Raw genomic sequence first — 15034 nt, 5'->3', positions numbered from 1 at the left:
GCATGACCGCGCTCGGATTTCTGTATCCCGGACACTCCGCGGAGGACGACTACCCGCGCATCGAGATGCTGATCGACAGCGATGTACGGCTGTCCGTGGTGCACACCGACATCGGTGAGGACGCGCATCGCGTCGACGCGCTGCTGAAGATGGGCGCGCCCGAGCGGCTCGCCGCCGGCGTCGAGGAGCTGCGGCTCGCCGGGGCGGAGGCGGTGGTGTGGGCGTGCACGTCCGGGAGTTTCGTCTTCGGCTGGGACGGCGCGCACGAGCAGGTGCGCGGGCTCGCGATGGCCGCGGGGCTTCCCGCGTCCAGTACGTCCTTCGCCTTCGCGCACGCGCTGAAGGAGGTGGGGGCGCGGCGGGTGGCCGTCGCCGCGACGTATCCGGAGGACGTCGCGGACCACTTCGCCACGTTCCTCAAGGCCGCCGGGGCCGAGGTCGTGTCGGTGCGGGGGAGCGGGATCGTCACGGCGGCCGAGGTCGGTACGTGGGGGTGGGACGAGGTGCTCGCGATGGCGCGGGCGGGCGACCACACGGACGCCGACGCGGTGCTCCTTCCCGACACGGCGCTGCACACCGCGGCGTACGTCCGCGACCTCGAGGCCGAACTCGGCAAGCCGGTCCTCACGGCGAACCAGGTCACCGTCTGGGAGGCACTCCGCCTGGTCGACCGCCGCGTCAACGCGCCGGCGCTGGGCGCCCTCTTCCGCCGCGAGCCGGTGGTCCAGGTCTGACGCCGACCGAGCCACGGGGCGGCGGGAATAAAGCGGAGTGGGCCTCCGTTACGGAGGGGTTGAGTCACTCACCGTAGAACGTATTCGCAGGAGGACCCGTGATCCGCGGCGCAGCCCTCGGGACCGCACCCACCCCGCTCTCCGTCCTGGACCTGGTCACCGTGGGCGCCGGCCGCACGGCCACCCAGGCGCTCAGGACCAGCGTCGACATCGCCCGCCTCGCGGAGAACCGCGGCTACCACCGCTACTGGGTCGCCGAGCACCACTCCATGCCCGGCGTCGCCTCCAGCAGCCCCGCCGTGATCCTCGCCCACCTGGCCGCCCACACGGACCGCATCCGCCTGGGCTCCGGCGGCGTCATGCTGCCGAACCACGCCCCGCTCGTCATCGCCGAGCAGTTCGGGACGCTGGAGGCCATGGCCCCGGGCCGCGTCGACCTCGGTCTTGGCCGCGCTCCCGGCACGGACGGCGCCACCGCCGCCGCCCTGCGCCGCACCGACCGCCTCAACGAGGGCGCCGACGACTTCCCGCAGCAGCTCGTCGAGCTCACCCGCTTCCTCGACGACGACTTCCCCGACGGCCACCCGTACTCGCGCATCCACGCCGTCCCCGGCCCCGTCCAGGCCACCTCTCCCGGCGGCGTGCAGGACCCGAACCGCCCGCCGGTCTGGCTGCTCGGCTCGTCCGGCTTCAGCGCCCGGCTGGCCGCGACCCTCGGCCTCCCGTTCGCCTTCGCCCACCACTTCTCGGCGCAGAACACCCTCCCGGCCCTCGACCTGTACCGGGAGAACTTCCGCCCCTCCGAGGTGCTCGACGAGCCGTACGCCCTCATCGGCGTCTCCGCCCTCGCCACCGACGACGACGGCACGGAGGCCCGCCGCCAGGTCCTCGCCGCGGCCCTCAACATGGTCCGGCTGCGCACCGGCCGACCGGGGCTCGTCCCGACCCCGGAGGAGGCCGAGGCGTACCAGTTCAACGAGATGGAGCGGGACTTCGTGCAGTCCTGGAACTCCAACGTCATCCACGGCACCCCCGACGAGGTCCGCTCCGGTCTCGACGAGCTCCAGAAGCGCACCGGCGCCGACGAGCTGATGCTCACGGCCAACGCCCACGGCGGCGACGTACGCCTGCGCTCCTACGAGCTCATCGCCGACGCCTACGGACTGCCCCGCCCCTGACGGCACGGCGGCGGCGGATCACCCGCGCTCGGCGGCCAGCAGCCCAGAGATACGATCCGCCGCCACCGGCCGCGAGTACAGCCACCCCTGACCGGTGTCGCAGCCGATCCGCCGCAGCCGGTCGGCCTGCTCGGTGGTCTCCACGCACTCCGCCGTCACCGTGATCCCGAGCCGGTGCGCCAGCTGCACGAGCGCCTCGACGATCACCTCGTCCGCGGGCTCCGCCGGCGCCCCCTCCTCGGCCCGGAAGCCGCGCACGAACGCCCCGTCGAGCTTGAGCACCGACACCGGAAGCCGGCTGAGGTACGCGAGGTTGGAGTACCCGGTGCCGAAGTCGTCGATGGCGATCCGCACGCCCATGTCGCTGAGCGCCTGGAGCGCCCGCAGCGGCCGCCCCGCCGTCCCCATCACGGCCGACTCGATCAGCTCCAACTGGAGGAGCTCCGGCGGCAGTCCGGTCTCGGCGAGGGTCTGCGCGACGTCCGCCACGAGATCCGAGTCCCACATCTGACGCACCGCCACATTGACGCTGACGAACACCGGCGGCACCTCCGGGTGCTCCACCTGCCAGCGCCGCGCCTGCGCGCACGCGGTCCGCAGCACCCACCGCCCCAGCTGCACGATGGAGCCGTCCTCCTCGGCCAGTCCGATGAACCGATTCGGCGACAAGAGGCCGAACTGCGGGTGCCGCCAGCGCACCAGCGCCTCGACCCCGCGCAGCCCGCCGTCCGCCATCTCCACCAACGGCTGGTACTCGAGGGCGAACTCGCCGCGCTCGACCGCGGGCCGCAGGCTCGACGACAGGGTCTGACGGGTCATCCGATGGGCGTTGCGCTCCGGGTCGAAGAACGTCCAGCGGCCCTTGCCGTCCGCCTTCGCCCAGTACAGCGTGGTGTCGGCCGCCTGCATCAGGGCCGTCGTACTGGTGCCCGTGATCTGCCGCTCGACGACGCCGATCGAGGCCGAGACCGACACCCGGTGCCCCGCCAGGTCGAACGGCTCCCGCAGCGCGTCGAGCACCGCGCGGGCCAGCTCCGCCAACTGCTCCGTGCCGGTGGACTCCTCGACGAGCAGCGCGAACTCGTCGCCGCCGAGCCGCGCCACCAGCGGGGCGCCCGTCGCGCCGTGCGCGCGGTCCGCGCAGTGCGTGAGCCGCTCGGCGACGGCGACCAGCAGCCGGTCGCCGACCGGGTGCCCGAGCGAGTCGTTGACCGCCTTGAATCCGTCGATGTCCAGCAGGCAGAGCCCGACGCGCCCGGTCGCGCCCTCGTACGTCCCCGAGCCCTCGTACGGCCCCGCCTCCAGGGCCGCAGAGACGCGCTCGAAGAACAGCGAGCGGTTCGGCAGCCGGGTCAGCGGATCGTGCAGCTCCAGATGGTGCAGCCGGTCCTGGAGCCCGCGGTGCGCGGTGATGTCGCTGAGCGAGAGCAGCACGGCCTCCGCGTCCGGGAGCGGCGAGACCGTGACGCGCAGCCAGATCGAGTGGCCCGAGGGGTGCTTGAGGCGGCGGGTGCGGCTGAGCCTGGCCTGGCGGCCGCGCAGGATCTCCCGGTAGGCGTCCGCGGTGCGGGCGTCCGAGTGCAGATCGAGTACGTCGTCGGCGTCGCGGCCCACGAGCCCGCCGGAGTCCTCCGCCCCGCACAGCAGCGCGCGGGCCGCGTCGTTGGCCCCGACGATCACGCCGCCGCGGTCGACGACGGCCATGGCCAGCGGGGACGTGGCGAACGCCGGCCGGCAGAGGGCCTGCGGGGGCGGCGTGGAACCGCACGGCGGGCGGCCACTCTCCGTCACCCTCGCGGTCTCCGAGGCCTCCGCGAACTCCATGACGGAGTCGTGGCGTCCGCCGGGTGGGGCCACCCGGCGCGCGGTCGTGGGCCCTTCGGGCTGTGCGCTCACCGCTCGCTCCCGTGGTGCGTCGAATGGTTGCGTGATCTGGTGCGGCCGGGTCCCGGCAGGAAAGTGTGCCGATCATAGAGGCAGGTCGGACGGCCCTTCCAGCCTGAAGTACGGGGCGTGGAGCGCCGGAGCACCGGACTCCGCTCCGATAGATCGTTTCTGCTCGAGGTGCTCGTTTCTCCGGCCGCACTTCGATCGCGGCGCGACCGGCTGTGACGTTCCGTGATCGGTCGGAGGGGTGGCCCCTCACTCGTCCGGGCCAGATAAACAGGGCGTAGTACGACATACGCCAACACTCTGGGTGGGGTGCCCCGCATTCCCGTCCCGGAGGTCGACTTGCCGCGTCCGCAGCCACTCGGGGGAGTGGACAGGTTCCGTCCGCGCGCGCTCGCGGCGGCGCTCACGGCGTTCGTGGCCGTGGCCGCGATGGGTCTGGTCGCGGGGCCCGCGGCGGCGGTGCCGTTCGCGGGGCCGTGCGCGCTGGAGCGCACCTCGGCGCATCACTCGGAGGGTCTTGACACGTGGAACGCGGCGTACCCGAGGCCGACGAGGAAGCTCCACGCGGCGATGATCTTCCTGTCGTTCCCCGACGCGCGGCCGCTGACCACGCCGGACGAGTTGACCCGCGACTACTTCCCGTCCACCAGTCGCTTCTTCGAGCGGGCCTCGTACGGGAAGTTCTCCCTGGTCCCGCACGCGCAGCGGCGCTGGATCCAGATGCCGTACGCCTCCACCTCGTACGCCATACAGCGTGACTGGGACGCCGCGCACCGCAGCGCGTATCTGCGGGACGCGCTGCGGGTGGCGGATCCGCACACCGACTTCAGCAAGTACGACGTCGTGTACTTCGTCGCCGATCCGGACGCGCCGGGGGTCGACTCGGACGCGACGAAGGTCGTGAACTTCGACCGGCCGATGCGGGCGGACGGTACGGACATCCGCCGCATCGTCACCGTCTTCGAGCGGCATCCGCCGGACCGCAACGTCCTCGCGCACGAGACCGGGCACGTCTTCGACCTTCCCGACCTCTACCACCGGCCCACCGACGGGAAGGGGGACTGGGACACGTACGTCGGTGACTGGGACGTCATGGGCAGCCAGTTCGGGCTCTCGCCCGATCTGTTCGCGTGGCACAAGTGGAAGCTGGGGTGGCTGGATCAGCGGCAGGTCAGGTGTGTGAAGCGGAGCGGGGAGACGCGGCTGACGCTCGAGCCGCTGAGCGCGGCGCCGGGGGCGGCGTTCGGGACGGGTGACGGTACGAAGCTGGCGGTGGTGCGGACCGGGGTGGACAGCGCGATCGCCATCGAGGCGCGGGGCGGTTCCGGGAACGACTCCGCGACGTGCACGCGCGGCATCCTCGTCTACCGGGTCCGCAGCGACTCCTCGTCGGGCGGCGGCCCCATGGAGGTCCTGGACGCGCATCCGCGCACGGAGGCGTGCTACGGCGAGTCCGTCTACCCGCCGCTGGCGGACGCGCCGGTCCGCACGGGCGAAACGTTCACGGTCCCCGACGAGTCCCTCACGATCACCCCGGAGTCCCGCACCCCATCGGGCTCCTGGACGGTAAAACTGACGACGGGCTGACCCCACCCCACAGGGCTTGAGTCCGCGGCCTCCGCGTCCGTCGGCGTGCTGATGGTTGCGGTCGCGGGGCTCTGCCCCGGGCCCCGCTGCTCAATCGCCGCAGGGGCTCGAATTACCCACCTGCGCCGGCCTCGCGGTTCGACGCCTCGGGGCTCTGCCCCGGCTCCCTGGTGGGGGTGTGGGTGGCGGAGCCCCCACAACGCGCGGCGAAGCCGCGCAGAAACGACGATGGCGGCCCGATTCGCGCTTTCCGCGAATACAGGCCGCCACCGACAACGTGCGCCATCAGGGACTCGAACCCCGGACACGCGGATTAAGAGTCCGCTGCTCTAACCAACTGAGCTAATGGCGCCGGTTGACGTCGTAGACATTAGCACCCGGATCCGTGGCAGGAAAAATCGAAATCCGTACCGAGGAGTGCGCGGTCGAACGGGCCGCGCGGACGCAGGCCCAGCGCATGACCTCGGGGCCCGGCAGCCAGGGGTGGCGGGTGTCGGGGGCCACCACCCAGCGGGACTCGGGGCGCGGGACGGCGCGGGTCGTCGGGGCCGGGACGGCCACCGCGTCGCCGGCGCCGTGGAAGAGGAGCGGCGGCACCGCGGGGCCCCACTCCTCCCAGCGCAGGAGCGACGGCAGCCGCTGCGCCGTGCCGGGCGCCGCGAACAGCAGCATGCGGCCGCGGTGCGTGGCGACGGGCCCCGAGCCGGGGCCCTCCGCCCAGAGCCGGTCTAACATCCGCCGGCCGAAGATCGCGGGAACGTTCACCACGTCGAAGACGGAGCCGCAGGGCAGGACGACGGGGGCCGTGGGCCTGGCCCTCCAGTGGGCGAGCGTGGAGCGGGAGTACGCCCCGGCGGAGGCGAGCCAGGCGGCGCCCTCCGGGGTGACGTCACAGATGTCGAAGTGGTCCCGCGCGGCGGGGGTCGCGGCCGACGGGACGTGGGGGGAGTACGGAGGCGTCGCGGTGCTCATGCCTCTTACATCTACAGGGGGTGAGGGCGCGATTCCCAAGGGTTGCGAGAAATCGGGACAGGAGGGGGCGGGGTGGAGTATCTTGCCCCACTGGCATATGCCAAACGATCATTACGGCCCCGAGAGCCGCGCTCCCGCGGGGCCCTCGTTACGTCGTCCGTTCCTGCGTCCCCCGCAGCAGATCGCGCCCGAACTCGACCATCTTCTTCGCGTAGTCCTCCGTCCAGTCCGCCCGCTCCGCGATGTCCGCCGTGGTCAGCCGGTCGAACCGGCGCGGATCGGCGAGCTGCGCCGCCGCGACGGCCTGGAACTCCATGGACCGGTCCGCCGCGGAGCGGAACGCGTGGGTCAGCTCCGTCGCCCGCGTCAGCAGCTCGCGGGGGTCCTCGATGGACTCCAGGTCGAAGAAGTGCTCAGGGTCGGCGGTCGCCTCCGCCGGTTCGAAGATCAGCGGGGCGGGTCGCAGCCGGGGCTGCGGGGTGCGGTCGGGCTCCGCCATGGTGCGGCCTCCTCTTGCCGGGGTGACCCCGCGGTTCGCTGCCGGGGCCACCTTCCATTGTCCGTCGCCCCGCAAGGGCGCGTGCTCACGCCCCCGCGCGCCCCGCCCCGGTCGCCCATCGGCCCCGTCGACCCGGTGCTCCGCGAGCCGCGCCGACACCGCATGGTTCGCCTCCCAGCCGTCCGGGCTGTTTTCATCGGCCGCCTCCGGCGGCGTGCCGGACTCCGTCCGGCGAGGGGGCGGCGCCGAGCCGCTTGCCCCCGCGGGCAGGGGCGCCGCGTGTCGGTCACGGTTGCCAGGCGACTCGATGCTCCGCCAGCCGCGCCAACACCGCATGGTTCGCCTCCCACCCATCCGGGAACTTCACCGTCACGCCGAGTTGGACCGGCTCTGCCGACGGGTGTTCGTCCAGGAGGTCGGTGACGCCCTCGCGGCAGACCACCACGCACGCGTGCCGGTGGCGGGAGGCCAGGACGCAGAGGCGGCCGGTCTCCAGGTGGAACGCCGTCGCGTCGGGGCGGCCGGACAGCGGGTGCAGGACCACCGTGACGTCGAACTCGCGGCCCTGGAGCCGGTTCGCCGTGTCCACCGTGACGTCGTGCACGTCGAGGTCCGCGAGCGCCGCCCGGACCGCCGCCGCCTGGTCGCGGTGCGCCGTGCCGACGCAGATCCGGTCGGCCGTCAGCGCCCCCTCGCCGGACTCGGACCGCGTCACGCCCGCACGGTCGAGGAGCCGCCGCACGACCCCGGCAACGGCCCGTACCGCCTCGGGGTCGGTGCGCGGCGTGTGCGCCGCGGGCAGTTCGAGGAGGCCCCAGCCGGAGGCCGCCGCCTCGTCGATCACCCGGTCCGTGCCCGAGCCGTCCGACGCCACCGTGAACTCCAGCTCCCGGTCGCCCTCGTCCGTGCCGCTGCGGAACGGCGTGTACGGGTAGAAGGCGTCGGAGACCAGCGGCGCCGCCGAGGCCGGGAGACGCCAGGAGACCGGGAGCCGGTGCTGCGGGAGGTCCGGGTTGTGGGCGAGGAGCGTGGACACCGCGGACGCCGACGGGTCGTACGACAGGCCCGCCCATTGCTCCGAGCCGACGATGGAGAACGGGTCCAACTGCCCCGGGTCGCCCACGAACAGCGCCCGCTCGAAAAGACCCGCCACGGCGAGCAGCGCGTCGGACCGCATCTGGTACGCCTCGTCGACGATCGCGTGCGGCCACGGCTCGACGTCCTTGACGTGCGCCCACTTCGCCGCCGTCGAGACCACCACCGGCAGAGGCGCAAGGTCGCCGGCCTTCGTCGACAGGCGGACGTTCGGCAGATCGTCCAGCGCCTTGTCGTACGCGTCCGGGTCGCTGCTGTGCAGCCGGCCCACCGCCAGCTCCGGGTTCTTCGCGTGCAGGCGCAGGACGAGGTCGTCCACCTGCGCGTTCGTCTGCGCCACGATCATCAGCGGGCGGCCCGCGTCCGCCAGTTCGAGCGCCGCCCGCACCACGAGGGTCGACTTCCCCGCGCCGGGAGGCGAGTCGACGACGATGCCGCGCGCCGTGCCGTGCAGCGTGTCGTGGAGGATGGCGGCCGTGGCCCGCCCGGCCGCATCCGACGGGCTGAGGGCGGCGGTCGTGGTGGCGGTGGCGGTCACAGTACGTCCTCCGAAGTCACGGTGTCGGGAGCCTCCGCGTCCGTCCGGGGCGGGCCGCCGTGCGTCCACGGCGTCTCCTCCGGCTCCGGCAGCTTGGGTCCGCCCCGCTGCTCGTGCTCGAACAGCGTCCAGCACACCCGGTCGCCCTTCTCCGGCAGCGAACCCTCGGCCGGCTCCTTGCCGCGCCCCATCTTGTCGAGGATCCGCAGCACGACGGCCGCGGCCCCGTCCTCGTACGTGACGTACTCGACGAACTCGGCGCTCTGCGGCTTGCCTTCGAGGGAGCGGTACACCTTCACGCCCGCCCCGAGGCGCGGCCCGTCGTCCGTGCGGACGGTGACGAGCGGGCGCGGCCGCTTCTTGTCGTTGTACGCCGGGACCACCTCGGTCACCTCGCCCGCGAACGCCTCGCCGGAGAGCCGGCGGCCCGCCATCACCAGCGGATCGTCCAGCGCCTCCTGCGCGTCGAGGCGGGCCTGCTCGCGCTCGCGCGTCGCCAGCTTGTTCGCCGCCGTCACCGCGTCGTCCCTGCGCGGCTGCGGGGGCTCGCCCGCGACGACCCGGTCGCGGTGCCCGGTGAACGACCAGCGGTCGCGGGTCCAGCGCTCCGCCGCGTACGCGCCCTCGGGCAGCGTGCACAGCTGGTCGAGGCCCCGCCACACCGCGTCCCACGTGGGACGCGTGCGGGACTCGACCAGGGCGTGGATCTCCCGCTCCGCCGCCGTCAGTTCGGCGAGGCGGGTCTCCGACTCGATCGCGTCGTCGGCCGCCGCGTGCCGCGTACGGGCCTTGTCGTAGCGCTCGATCGCGGGCGCGAGCAGCTTGTTGTCGAACGCGGGGTCCGTCGCGGGGCCGGCCGGCGGGCACAGCAACTGGCCGTGCCGGTCGCGCTCCAGCTCGGCGCGGAGCGCGGCGTCCGCCCCGGACGTGCCCTCCGGGGCCTCGATCCACGCGAGGAGCGCGCCCAAGTGCTGGTCCTCCAGGCTCGACTGGCCCGTCGCCCAGTGCCGCGACAGCAGGTCCGTCATCGCGAGGAGCAGCGCGGAACCGGGGACCCGGGCGCGCTCCCCGAAGTGCGTGAGCCAGCGGCCGAGCAGCGGGACGTGCGGGGGAGCCGGGTAGGGCGTCTCCGGGTCCTGCTCGGCGGTGCGGCGAAAGCGCATCGAGCGGCCGAGGAGGCGGACGAACTCGATGCCCGCGCGGCTCGGCACGATCAGCTGCGGGGCGTCCGCGCACAGCTCGACCTCGACCTTGACCTTCTTGCCCGTCTCCGCGTCGACCTCGCTGCGCTCGGCGGCCTCCACATCGGAGGCGAACGTGTCGACGTACGGCAGGACCTCCTCGGCCAGCCGCGTCAGAAACGCGAAGCGGAGGTCGCGGTCGCGGGGCTGCGGGACGACCAGCAGGCGCGGCGACGTGCGCTCGGTGCCGACGAGCGCGCCGAGCGGGGCGCCCGTCTCACCGGCCGTCGTGAGCGGGACGAGCACCAGGGGGCGCTGCGAGAGATGCCGGTGCCGCACCGTCGCCGTGGGCTGCGCGCGGCCCGAAGCCGTGGCCTCCAGGCGGGCCAGATGGTTGATCAGACTCACCGGAGCGCCTCCCTCGGCCCGCCAAGCACCTCGGCCCTGAGCGCCGCCGCGCGGCGCAGCGCCGCCACCGTCGGGTCCGACGGATCGCCCGACTCCCCGCGCGCGGCGGCAAGCACCGCGTCGACCGTCGTCAGCGAGCCCAGCTCGGCGCGCAGCGGGCGGCCGAGCGACGTCACCGCGCCCGCGTCCCGCGCGCGGTCCCGGCAGTGGAACGCAAGCTCGCACGCGGCCAGGCACTCCGGCGCGTACGTCGCGGGGACCGACTCGACCGCCTCCGACAGCTCGGCGGGCGACAGCTCCGGATCGAAGACCGTGCCCGGCGGGAGCTGCGCCGCGATGTCCTCCACGCGCGTCAGGCGCGCCAACTGGCGGCGCGTCACCGCCCGCTGCTTGCGCACGTCGACGGCCGAGGCCGCCGGCAGGTTCGAGAAGTCCTTGGGGCAGACGAGGACGATCCGGTCGCGGACCACCACGTCCGTGTCGGGCAGCCGCTCCGCGACGTCCTCGAGCGCCAGCACGTACACCGCCGCCTGGCGGGCCGCCGCGCCCACCTTCGACGCGTCCGCCGCTCCGTCGATCATCGGGAACGACTTGATCTCGACGACCGTCCAGCTGCCGTCCGGATGCACCACCACCGCGTCCGGCTCCAGGAACGCCGGGCTGCCCGCCACATCGAGCGCGAGCATCGGGTGGTCGAGGAACGTCCACGTCCCCGGCTCCGCCACGGCCTCCCGCAGCGCCAGCGCCGTACGCGCCGTGCGCCCCTCGGGGCCGATCGCCGACAGGTCGGGGGCCCGTACGAGATCGGGGGTCGGCTCGGGGGCGGAACGGTCCACGCGCGCGTGGACCAGCTTCAGCAGCTCCGCCCCGCCGTCCGCCTTCACTCGCGCCTCGAACACATTGCCGCGCGCCAGGGCGAACTGGGACTGGCCGAACGAGGACGGCGCGCCCAGGCGGTCGGCGATCAGCGCCTTGTCGACCCCCGCGCCGTCCAGGAGCGCCCGCCTTCGGCAGCCCGGATTCGCCGCGAGCGCCGCCAGGGCGCGGGCGTCGAGCGGACGCGGCGGATGGTCCGGGCCGCGCAGTTCAGCGAGCCGGTGCCGCAGCCCCGTCGCCGCTGTCCTGCGACGTGGCTGCCTTGCGCTGTCGGGGAATTCGCTCACCCGGGAAAGTCTGGCACTCTCCACTGACAATCGGGGCGCGCGTGGCGGAAGGGGTCGTCGCCGTGCCCGCGAGCACAAGGCGTGCCCGGTCGTTCAGGCGCGCCGCGACGAGCCGCACCGGCTTCGTCAGGGCCAGGCCCACGGCCATCACCGCGACACCGGCGAGCGCGTCGAAGAAGTAGTGGTTGGCCGTGCCCATCACGATGATCGTGGTCAGCAGCGGGTACGCGACGCCCAGCGCCTTCACGTACGGGGAGCGGGCCTGGCGCCACAGCATGACCCCGCACCACAGCGCCCAGCCGACGTGCAGGCTGGGCATCGCCGCGTACTGGTTGGTGAGCCCGCCCATGCCCTTCGGGGCGCTCGCCGCGCCGCCCCACCAGCCGTAGGAGCTGTAGTACGCCATCGTGTCGACGAAGCCGTGGCTCGCGGCGAGCAGCCGGGGCGGGCAGGTCGGGAGCAGCACGAAGCCGACGAGGCCGATCATCGTCGAGGTCATCAGCCAGGTGCGGGCCGTGCGGTAGATGTGCGCGCGGCGGCGGAACAGCCAGACCAGGACGAGCGGTGTGACGAGGTAGTGAAGGGAGGCGTACCAGAAGTCGGCGGGGACGCCGAGCCAGGGCTCGCGGGTGAAGAGACGGTTCAGCGGGTGCTCGATGTTGAGCCGGACGGCCTGCTCGGCCCGGAGGATCGCGAGGCCGTGGTCGACGGCCTGAGCCACGTCGCCGCGCGCCAGGAGGCGGCCCGCCGTGTACGCGCCGTACACCAGGAGGATCAGCGGCAGCTCCGTCCACCAGCGGAGCCCGGCGCCGGGTATCGCCTCCGTGCGCGCTGCCTCGTCGGTCTGCGACATGCGGGCCGCTCCCCCTCTTCGCTTCGTGCGGCGGCCTCTGGCCACGGCCTCACTTTTACGGTGTACATGGGCGCCCCGTGGGTGACCCCTGACCCTCGTAGACGCTTCGTTCCTGCCTCGGGTTGCCCGCCGGGCGGCTCCCTCCGGGGTTGCGCGATGATGGATGGGGCGATCCTTCCCGCTCGCCCCATGTTCACCCGTAGCCCCTTGTAGTTGCTCGTAGTTTCGAAAGAGGCCCGTTTCATGGCACCGCGCATCCTGTTGGCCCGGCACGGACAGACCGAATGGTCGCTGTCGGGGCGGCACACCGGGAGGACGGACATTCCGCTCCTGGAGGAGGGGCGGCGCGGCGCGAAGCTGCTCGGTGAGCGCCTCGGGCGTCCGCCGTACGAGGGGCTGGACGGGGTCGAGGTGCGGACGTCGCCGCTCGTGCGGGCGAAGGAGACGTGTGAGCTCGCCGGGTTCGGGGAGCGGGCGACCACGTGGGACACGCTCATGGAGTGGGACTACGGGGCGTACGAGGGGCTCACGCCGGCGCAGATCCAGGAGCTGCGGCCCGGGTGGCTCATCTGGCGGGACGGGGTGCCGGAGGGGGAGAGCGTCGCGGAGGTCACGGCGCGGGCCGACGAGGTCGTGGCGTGGGCGCGGTCGGCGGACCGGGACGTGCTGGTGTTCGCGCACGGGCACATCCTGAGGTCGATCGGGGCGAGGTGGCTCGGCCTCCCGCTCGACTTCGCCGCGCGCATCCGCCTGAACCCGACGTCCCTGTCCGTCCTCGGCTGGGCCTACGGCGAACCGTCCCTCGACTCCTGGAACGACACGGGCCACCTGACCTTGTCGTAACGGCTCCGCCGGGGCCGGGCCCTGTGGGGGCGGGTTGCCCGGTGCCGGGTGCGGGTGCCGTGGTTGACGCCGTCACCCGCACCGAACCAAGCCCCGCCGCATCTCCCCGGCCGCGGCCCCCCCCTTTCCCTTCGCCCATCCCCCACCTACCCGCCCCCTCCGGGGGCGTGGGCCCCCCGGGGTTGCGCATGCGGCGCGCGGCGCCGACAGCCAACCGGCCCGCCGTTCTTTGCGGCGCGTGGCAGCGATGGTCCCGGCCCGTGTCCTGCGTCGACCGTTGGCTGCCCCGCTCGTTTCTCGTAGCCCCGTCTCCCGTGCAGACACCATAGGACTGCCCTGCGGCGCCTGCGTTCCGCTGGACCGTCCCGGTGCCCTGGCGGGAGGGGCGGGGCCGGAGAGGGCGCACACCCCCCGCCAACCGGCGGAGCCCACCCGCCCCCACGTCGCCCGGCGGAGCCCGCCGCCCCCTACGTCAACCGGCGTGACGTCGACTGGGTGGTCAGGAATGTGGAGACCGGTGTGGAGCGGCGGTGGGGGAGGAGGACGCGGGCTGTCGTCGAGAGCATGGATTCGATGCGGGAGGAGCGGACGTCCTTGAGGAGTGTCAGGGTGCGCAGGCCCGCCGCGGCGGATTCGTCGGGGTGGCCCGCGCGCGCGAGGTCGTCGGCCAACTCGGCCGTGTAGAGCGCCATGTTGCGGGTGAAGTGCGGGTCCTGGAGGGCCACCGCACGGCGCGCGTGCCGGGAGGCCCGGTCCCAGTCGCCGAGCGCCGACCAGCACTGCGCCTCGAGGCCCTCGAGTTCCGCCTCGCCGTAGAACGACATCCACTCCGGATCCGCGTCCGACGCCCCCCGCGCGAACAGCGCCTGCGCACGGGCGAGCGAACGCTCGCAGGACGACTGGTCGCCGAGCCCCGCCCAGCCGCCCGCCTCCCGCAGCGCGAGGAGGGACAGCAGCCGGGAGGAGCCGAGGCGGGACGCGACCCGGGTGGCCGCCTGGGCCGCGCGTACGGCCTCCCGCGGACGCCCCGCGTCGCGCGCCAGGAACGCCGTGTTGCAGAACGCGTGCGCCTCCAGCGCCTCGTCCCCCGCCATCCGCGCCGTCGCGAGCGCCTCCGCGTAGTGCGAGCGCGCATCGTCGAAGCGGCCCGAGTCGTGGGCCAACCAGCCGACGGAGATGGCGAGTTCACCGGCCCCCGCCTGGAGGCGTTCGGTGTCCTGCCGCCCGCCCGTGCCCGCGTCGAGCAGCTCGAACGCGGTGCGCAGCGGCCCGGCCGCCCGCCGGTACAGGCCGTCGGCGCCGTGCCGGTCGTCGAGCAGCCGGATCCGCCGGATCGCCTCCTCGACGGCGCCGATCCCGGCCCGCGCCGGATGCCGGTCCAGGTCGGTGGGGAGCGCGGGGACCCCGAAGGGGGTGAACGCGGCGACGGCCACGGTGGCCGTCGAGCCGGTCATGCCGGTCATGAATGCGCGACGTCGCACGTCGCTCTCCTCGTCGTACGGGTACTGCGGGTCGGCGGTGGCAGCGGCGGGGCGCGCACCCCGGCCACGTACCGCAGAGCGGGGCGCGAACCCCAGGTCCGCGAGGGTCCGGCCCGGGAACATGTGCAGGAACACCCGCTCGTACGCGTAGTTGGGGCAGCGGATCTCGCCGGCCTCCACGCGTCCGATGTAGCGCGCGTCGCAGCACACCCGCTCGCCGATCTCCCGGGCCGAGCGCCGCACCGCGGCCGCGAACTCGCCCGGTGAGCGCGAGCCGCGCAGCTCGCGGAAGGCGAGATTCGGCCGTGGGGACTGCGACGTCGAGGTGTCCGGGACAAACGGCGACGACATCATGAGCGGGTCCTCCCGTGCGAACCGTGCCGGACACCAAGGAAGTTCGACGGGCACGCCCACGGGGCACCGCAACTTCCTTGTTCCGGCGAGGCTCGAAGGTACCGGCTGTCACGACCGCGACACGCAGGGTTTGGCTACAAACCGGATATCTCACCCACGATCCGCCATGAACTGCCATCCTTTGCGGCGGCGTGCCGCCGTAGCCGTTGACGACGTGTGTGCGTTGAACCATGAGGCGAAACCCCACGAGCGAGG

12 protein-coding genes and 1 tRNA gene are annotated in these 15034 nt (G+C 73.5%); 4 read left to right on the top strand and 9 right to left on the bottom strand.

Annotated elements, in window-relative coordinates; translation table 11 throughout:
- The first annotated feature begins 2 nt into the window (after positions 1 to 2).
- The gene (locus tag ACTWJ8_RS16115) at positions 3 to 734 is read left to right on the top strand and encodes a maleate cis-trans isomerase family protein (protein WP_443264237.1); all 732 of its coding nucleotides are present in this window, start codon (positions 3 to 5) and stop codon (positions 732 to 734) included.
- Positions 735 to 832: 98 nt separating this feature from the next.
- Positions 833 to 1912, top strand: a complete 1080-nt coding sequence (locus tag ACTWJ8_RS16110; RefSeq protein ID WP_356376465.1) for an LLM class flavin-dependent oxidoreductase — start codon at positions 833 to 835, stop codon at positions 1910 to 1912.
- 18 nt (positions 1913 to 1930) lie between these two features.
- On the opposite strand, the gene ACTWJ8_RS16105 is transcribed toward ACTWJ8_RS16110, so the two are convergent.
- Positions 1931 to 3808, bottom strand: coding sequence for a putative bifunctional diguanylate cyclase/phosphodiesterase (locus ACTWJ8_RS16105; RefSeq protein ID WP_443264235.1), 1878 nt, complete (start codon positions 3806 to 3808; stop codon positions 1931 to 1933).
- Positions 3809 to 4144: 336 nt separating this feature from the next.
- Between ACTWJ8_RS16105 and ACTWJ8_RS16100 the strand changes: the two genes are divergently transcribed.
- Positions 4145 to 5392: a M6 family metalloprotease domain-containing protein gene (locus ACTWJ8_RS16100; protein ID WP_356377909.1), complete on the top strand. Its 1248-nt coding sequence runs from the start codon at positions 4145 to 4147 to the stop codon at positions 5390 to 5392.
- Between the two features lie 278 nt (positions 5393 to 5670).
- Here ACTWJ8_RS16100 and ACTWJ8_RS16095 read toward each other — a convergent pair.
- From ACTWJ8_RS16095 to ACTWJ8_RS16065, 7 genes are all read right to left on the bottom strand, one after another.
- Positions 5671 to 5744, bottom strand: a tRNA-Lys gene (locus tag ACTWJ8_RS16095).
- Complete coding sequence (locus ACTWJ8_RS16090; RefSeq protein ID WP_356376471.1) at positions 5735 to 6364, bottom strand: bifunctional DNA primase/polymerase; 630 nt, start codon at positions 6362 to 6364, stop codon at positions 5735 to 5737. The genes ACTWJ8_RS16095 and ACTWJ8_RS16090 overlap by 10 nt, the downstream gene beginning before the upstream one ends.
- 148 nt (positions 6365 to 6512) lie before the next feature.
- The gene (locus ACTWJ8_RS16085; RefSeq protein ID WP_356376474.1) at positions 6513 to 6863 is read right to left on the bottom strand and encodes a hypothetical protein; all 351 of its coding nucleotides are present in this window, start codon (positions 6861 to 6863) and stop codon (positions 6513 to 6515) included.
- Positions 6864 to 7149: 286 nt separating this feature from the next.
- The gene (locus tag ACTWJ8_RS16080; RefSeq protein ID WP_443264234.1) at positions 7150 to 8496 is read right to left on the bottom strand and encodes an AAA domain-containing protein; all 1347 of its coding nucleotides are present in this window, start codon (positions 8494 to 8496) and stop codon (positions 7150 to 7152) included.
- A complete protein-coding gene (locus ACTWJ8_RS16075; protein WP_443264232.1) occupies positions 8493 to 10085 on the bottom strand; it encodes a hypothetical protein in 1593 nt (530 codons plus the stop codon). The genes ACTWJ8_RS16080 and ACTWJ8_RS16075 overlap by 4 nt, the downstream gene beginning before the upstream one ends.
- Positions 10082 to 11248 (bottom strand): hypothetical protein, encoded by a 1167-nt coding sequence (locus ACTWJ8_RS16070; protein WP_443264231.1) that lies wholly within the window; start codon positions 11246 to 11248, stop codon positions 10082 to 10084. The genes ACTWJ8_RS16075 and ACTWJ8_RS16070 overlap by 4 nt, the downstream gene beginning before the upstream one ends.
- Positions 11172 to 12101: a phosphatase PAP2 family protein gene (locus ACTWJ8_RS16065; protein ID WP_443264230.1), complete on the bottom strand. Its 930-nt coding sequence runs from the start codon at positions 12099 to 12101 to the stop codon at positions 11172 to 11174. The genes ACTWJ8_RS16070 and ACTWJ8_RS16065 overlap by 77 nt, the downstream gene beginning before the upstream one ends.
- 243 nt (positions 12102 to 12344) lie before the next feature.
- Between ACTWJ8_RS16065 and ACTWJ8_RS16060 the strand changes: the two genes are divergently transcribed.
- Positions 12345 to 12944, top strand: a complete 600-nt coding sequence (locus ACTWJ8_RS16060) for a histidine phosphatase family protein (protein WP_356376487.1) — start codon at positions 12345 to 12347, stop codon at positions 12942 to 12944.
- Between the two features lie 467 nt (positions 12945 to 13411).
- Here the strand turns inward: ACTWJ8_RS16060 and ACTWJ8_RS16055 are convergent, their stop codons facing one another.
- Positions 13412 to 14776 (bottom strand): tetratricopeptide repeat protein, encoded by a 1365-nt coding sequence (locus tag ACTWJ8_RS16055; protein ID WP_356376489.1) that lies wholly within the window; start codon positions 14774 to 14776, stop codon positions 13412 to 13414.
- Positions 14777 to 15034 lie beyond the last annotated feature (258 nt).

This window comes from Streptomyces sp. SDT5-1 (assembly GCF_052245995.1).
GTDB lineage: Bacteria > Actinomycetota > Actinomycetes > Streptomycetales > Streptomycetaceae > Streptomyces.
The sequence above is the reverse complement of the archived record's forward strand: the minus strand, read 5'-3'. Positions and strand labels throughout refer to the sequence as shown.

What these genes read in the sequence shown, in the direction of transcription:
- ACTWJ8_RS16115 (WP_443264237.1), top strand. Translation starts at nt 3, where the DNA reads ATGACCGCGCTCGGATTTCTGTATCCCGGACACTCCGCGGAGGACGAC.
- ACTWJ8_RS16090 (WP_356376471.1), bottom strand. Translation starts at nt 6,364, where the DNA reads ATGAGCACCGCGACGCCTCCGTACTCCCCCCACGTCCCGTCGGCCGCG.
- ACTWJ8_RS16085 (WP_356376474.1), bottom strand. Translation starts at nt 6,863, where the DNA reads ATGGCGGAGCCCGACCGCACCCCGCAGCCCCGGCTGCGACCCGCCCCG.
- ACTWJ8_RS16065 (WP_443264230.1), bottom strand. Translation starts at nt 12,101, where the DNA reads ATGTCGCAGACCGACGAGGCAGCGCGCACGGAGGCGATACCCGGCGCC.
- ACTWJ8_RS16060 (WP_356376487.1), top strand. Translation starts at nt 12,345, where the DNA reads ATGGCACCGCGCATCCTGTTGGCCCGGCACGGACAGACCGAATGGTCG.
- ACTWJ8_RS16055 (WP_356376489.1), bottom strand. Translation starts at nt 14,776, where the DNA reads ATGTCGTCGCCGTTTGTCCCGGACACCTCGACGTCGCAGTCCCCACGG.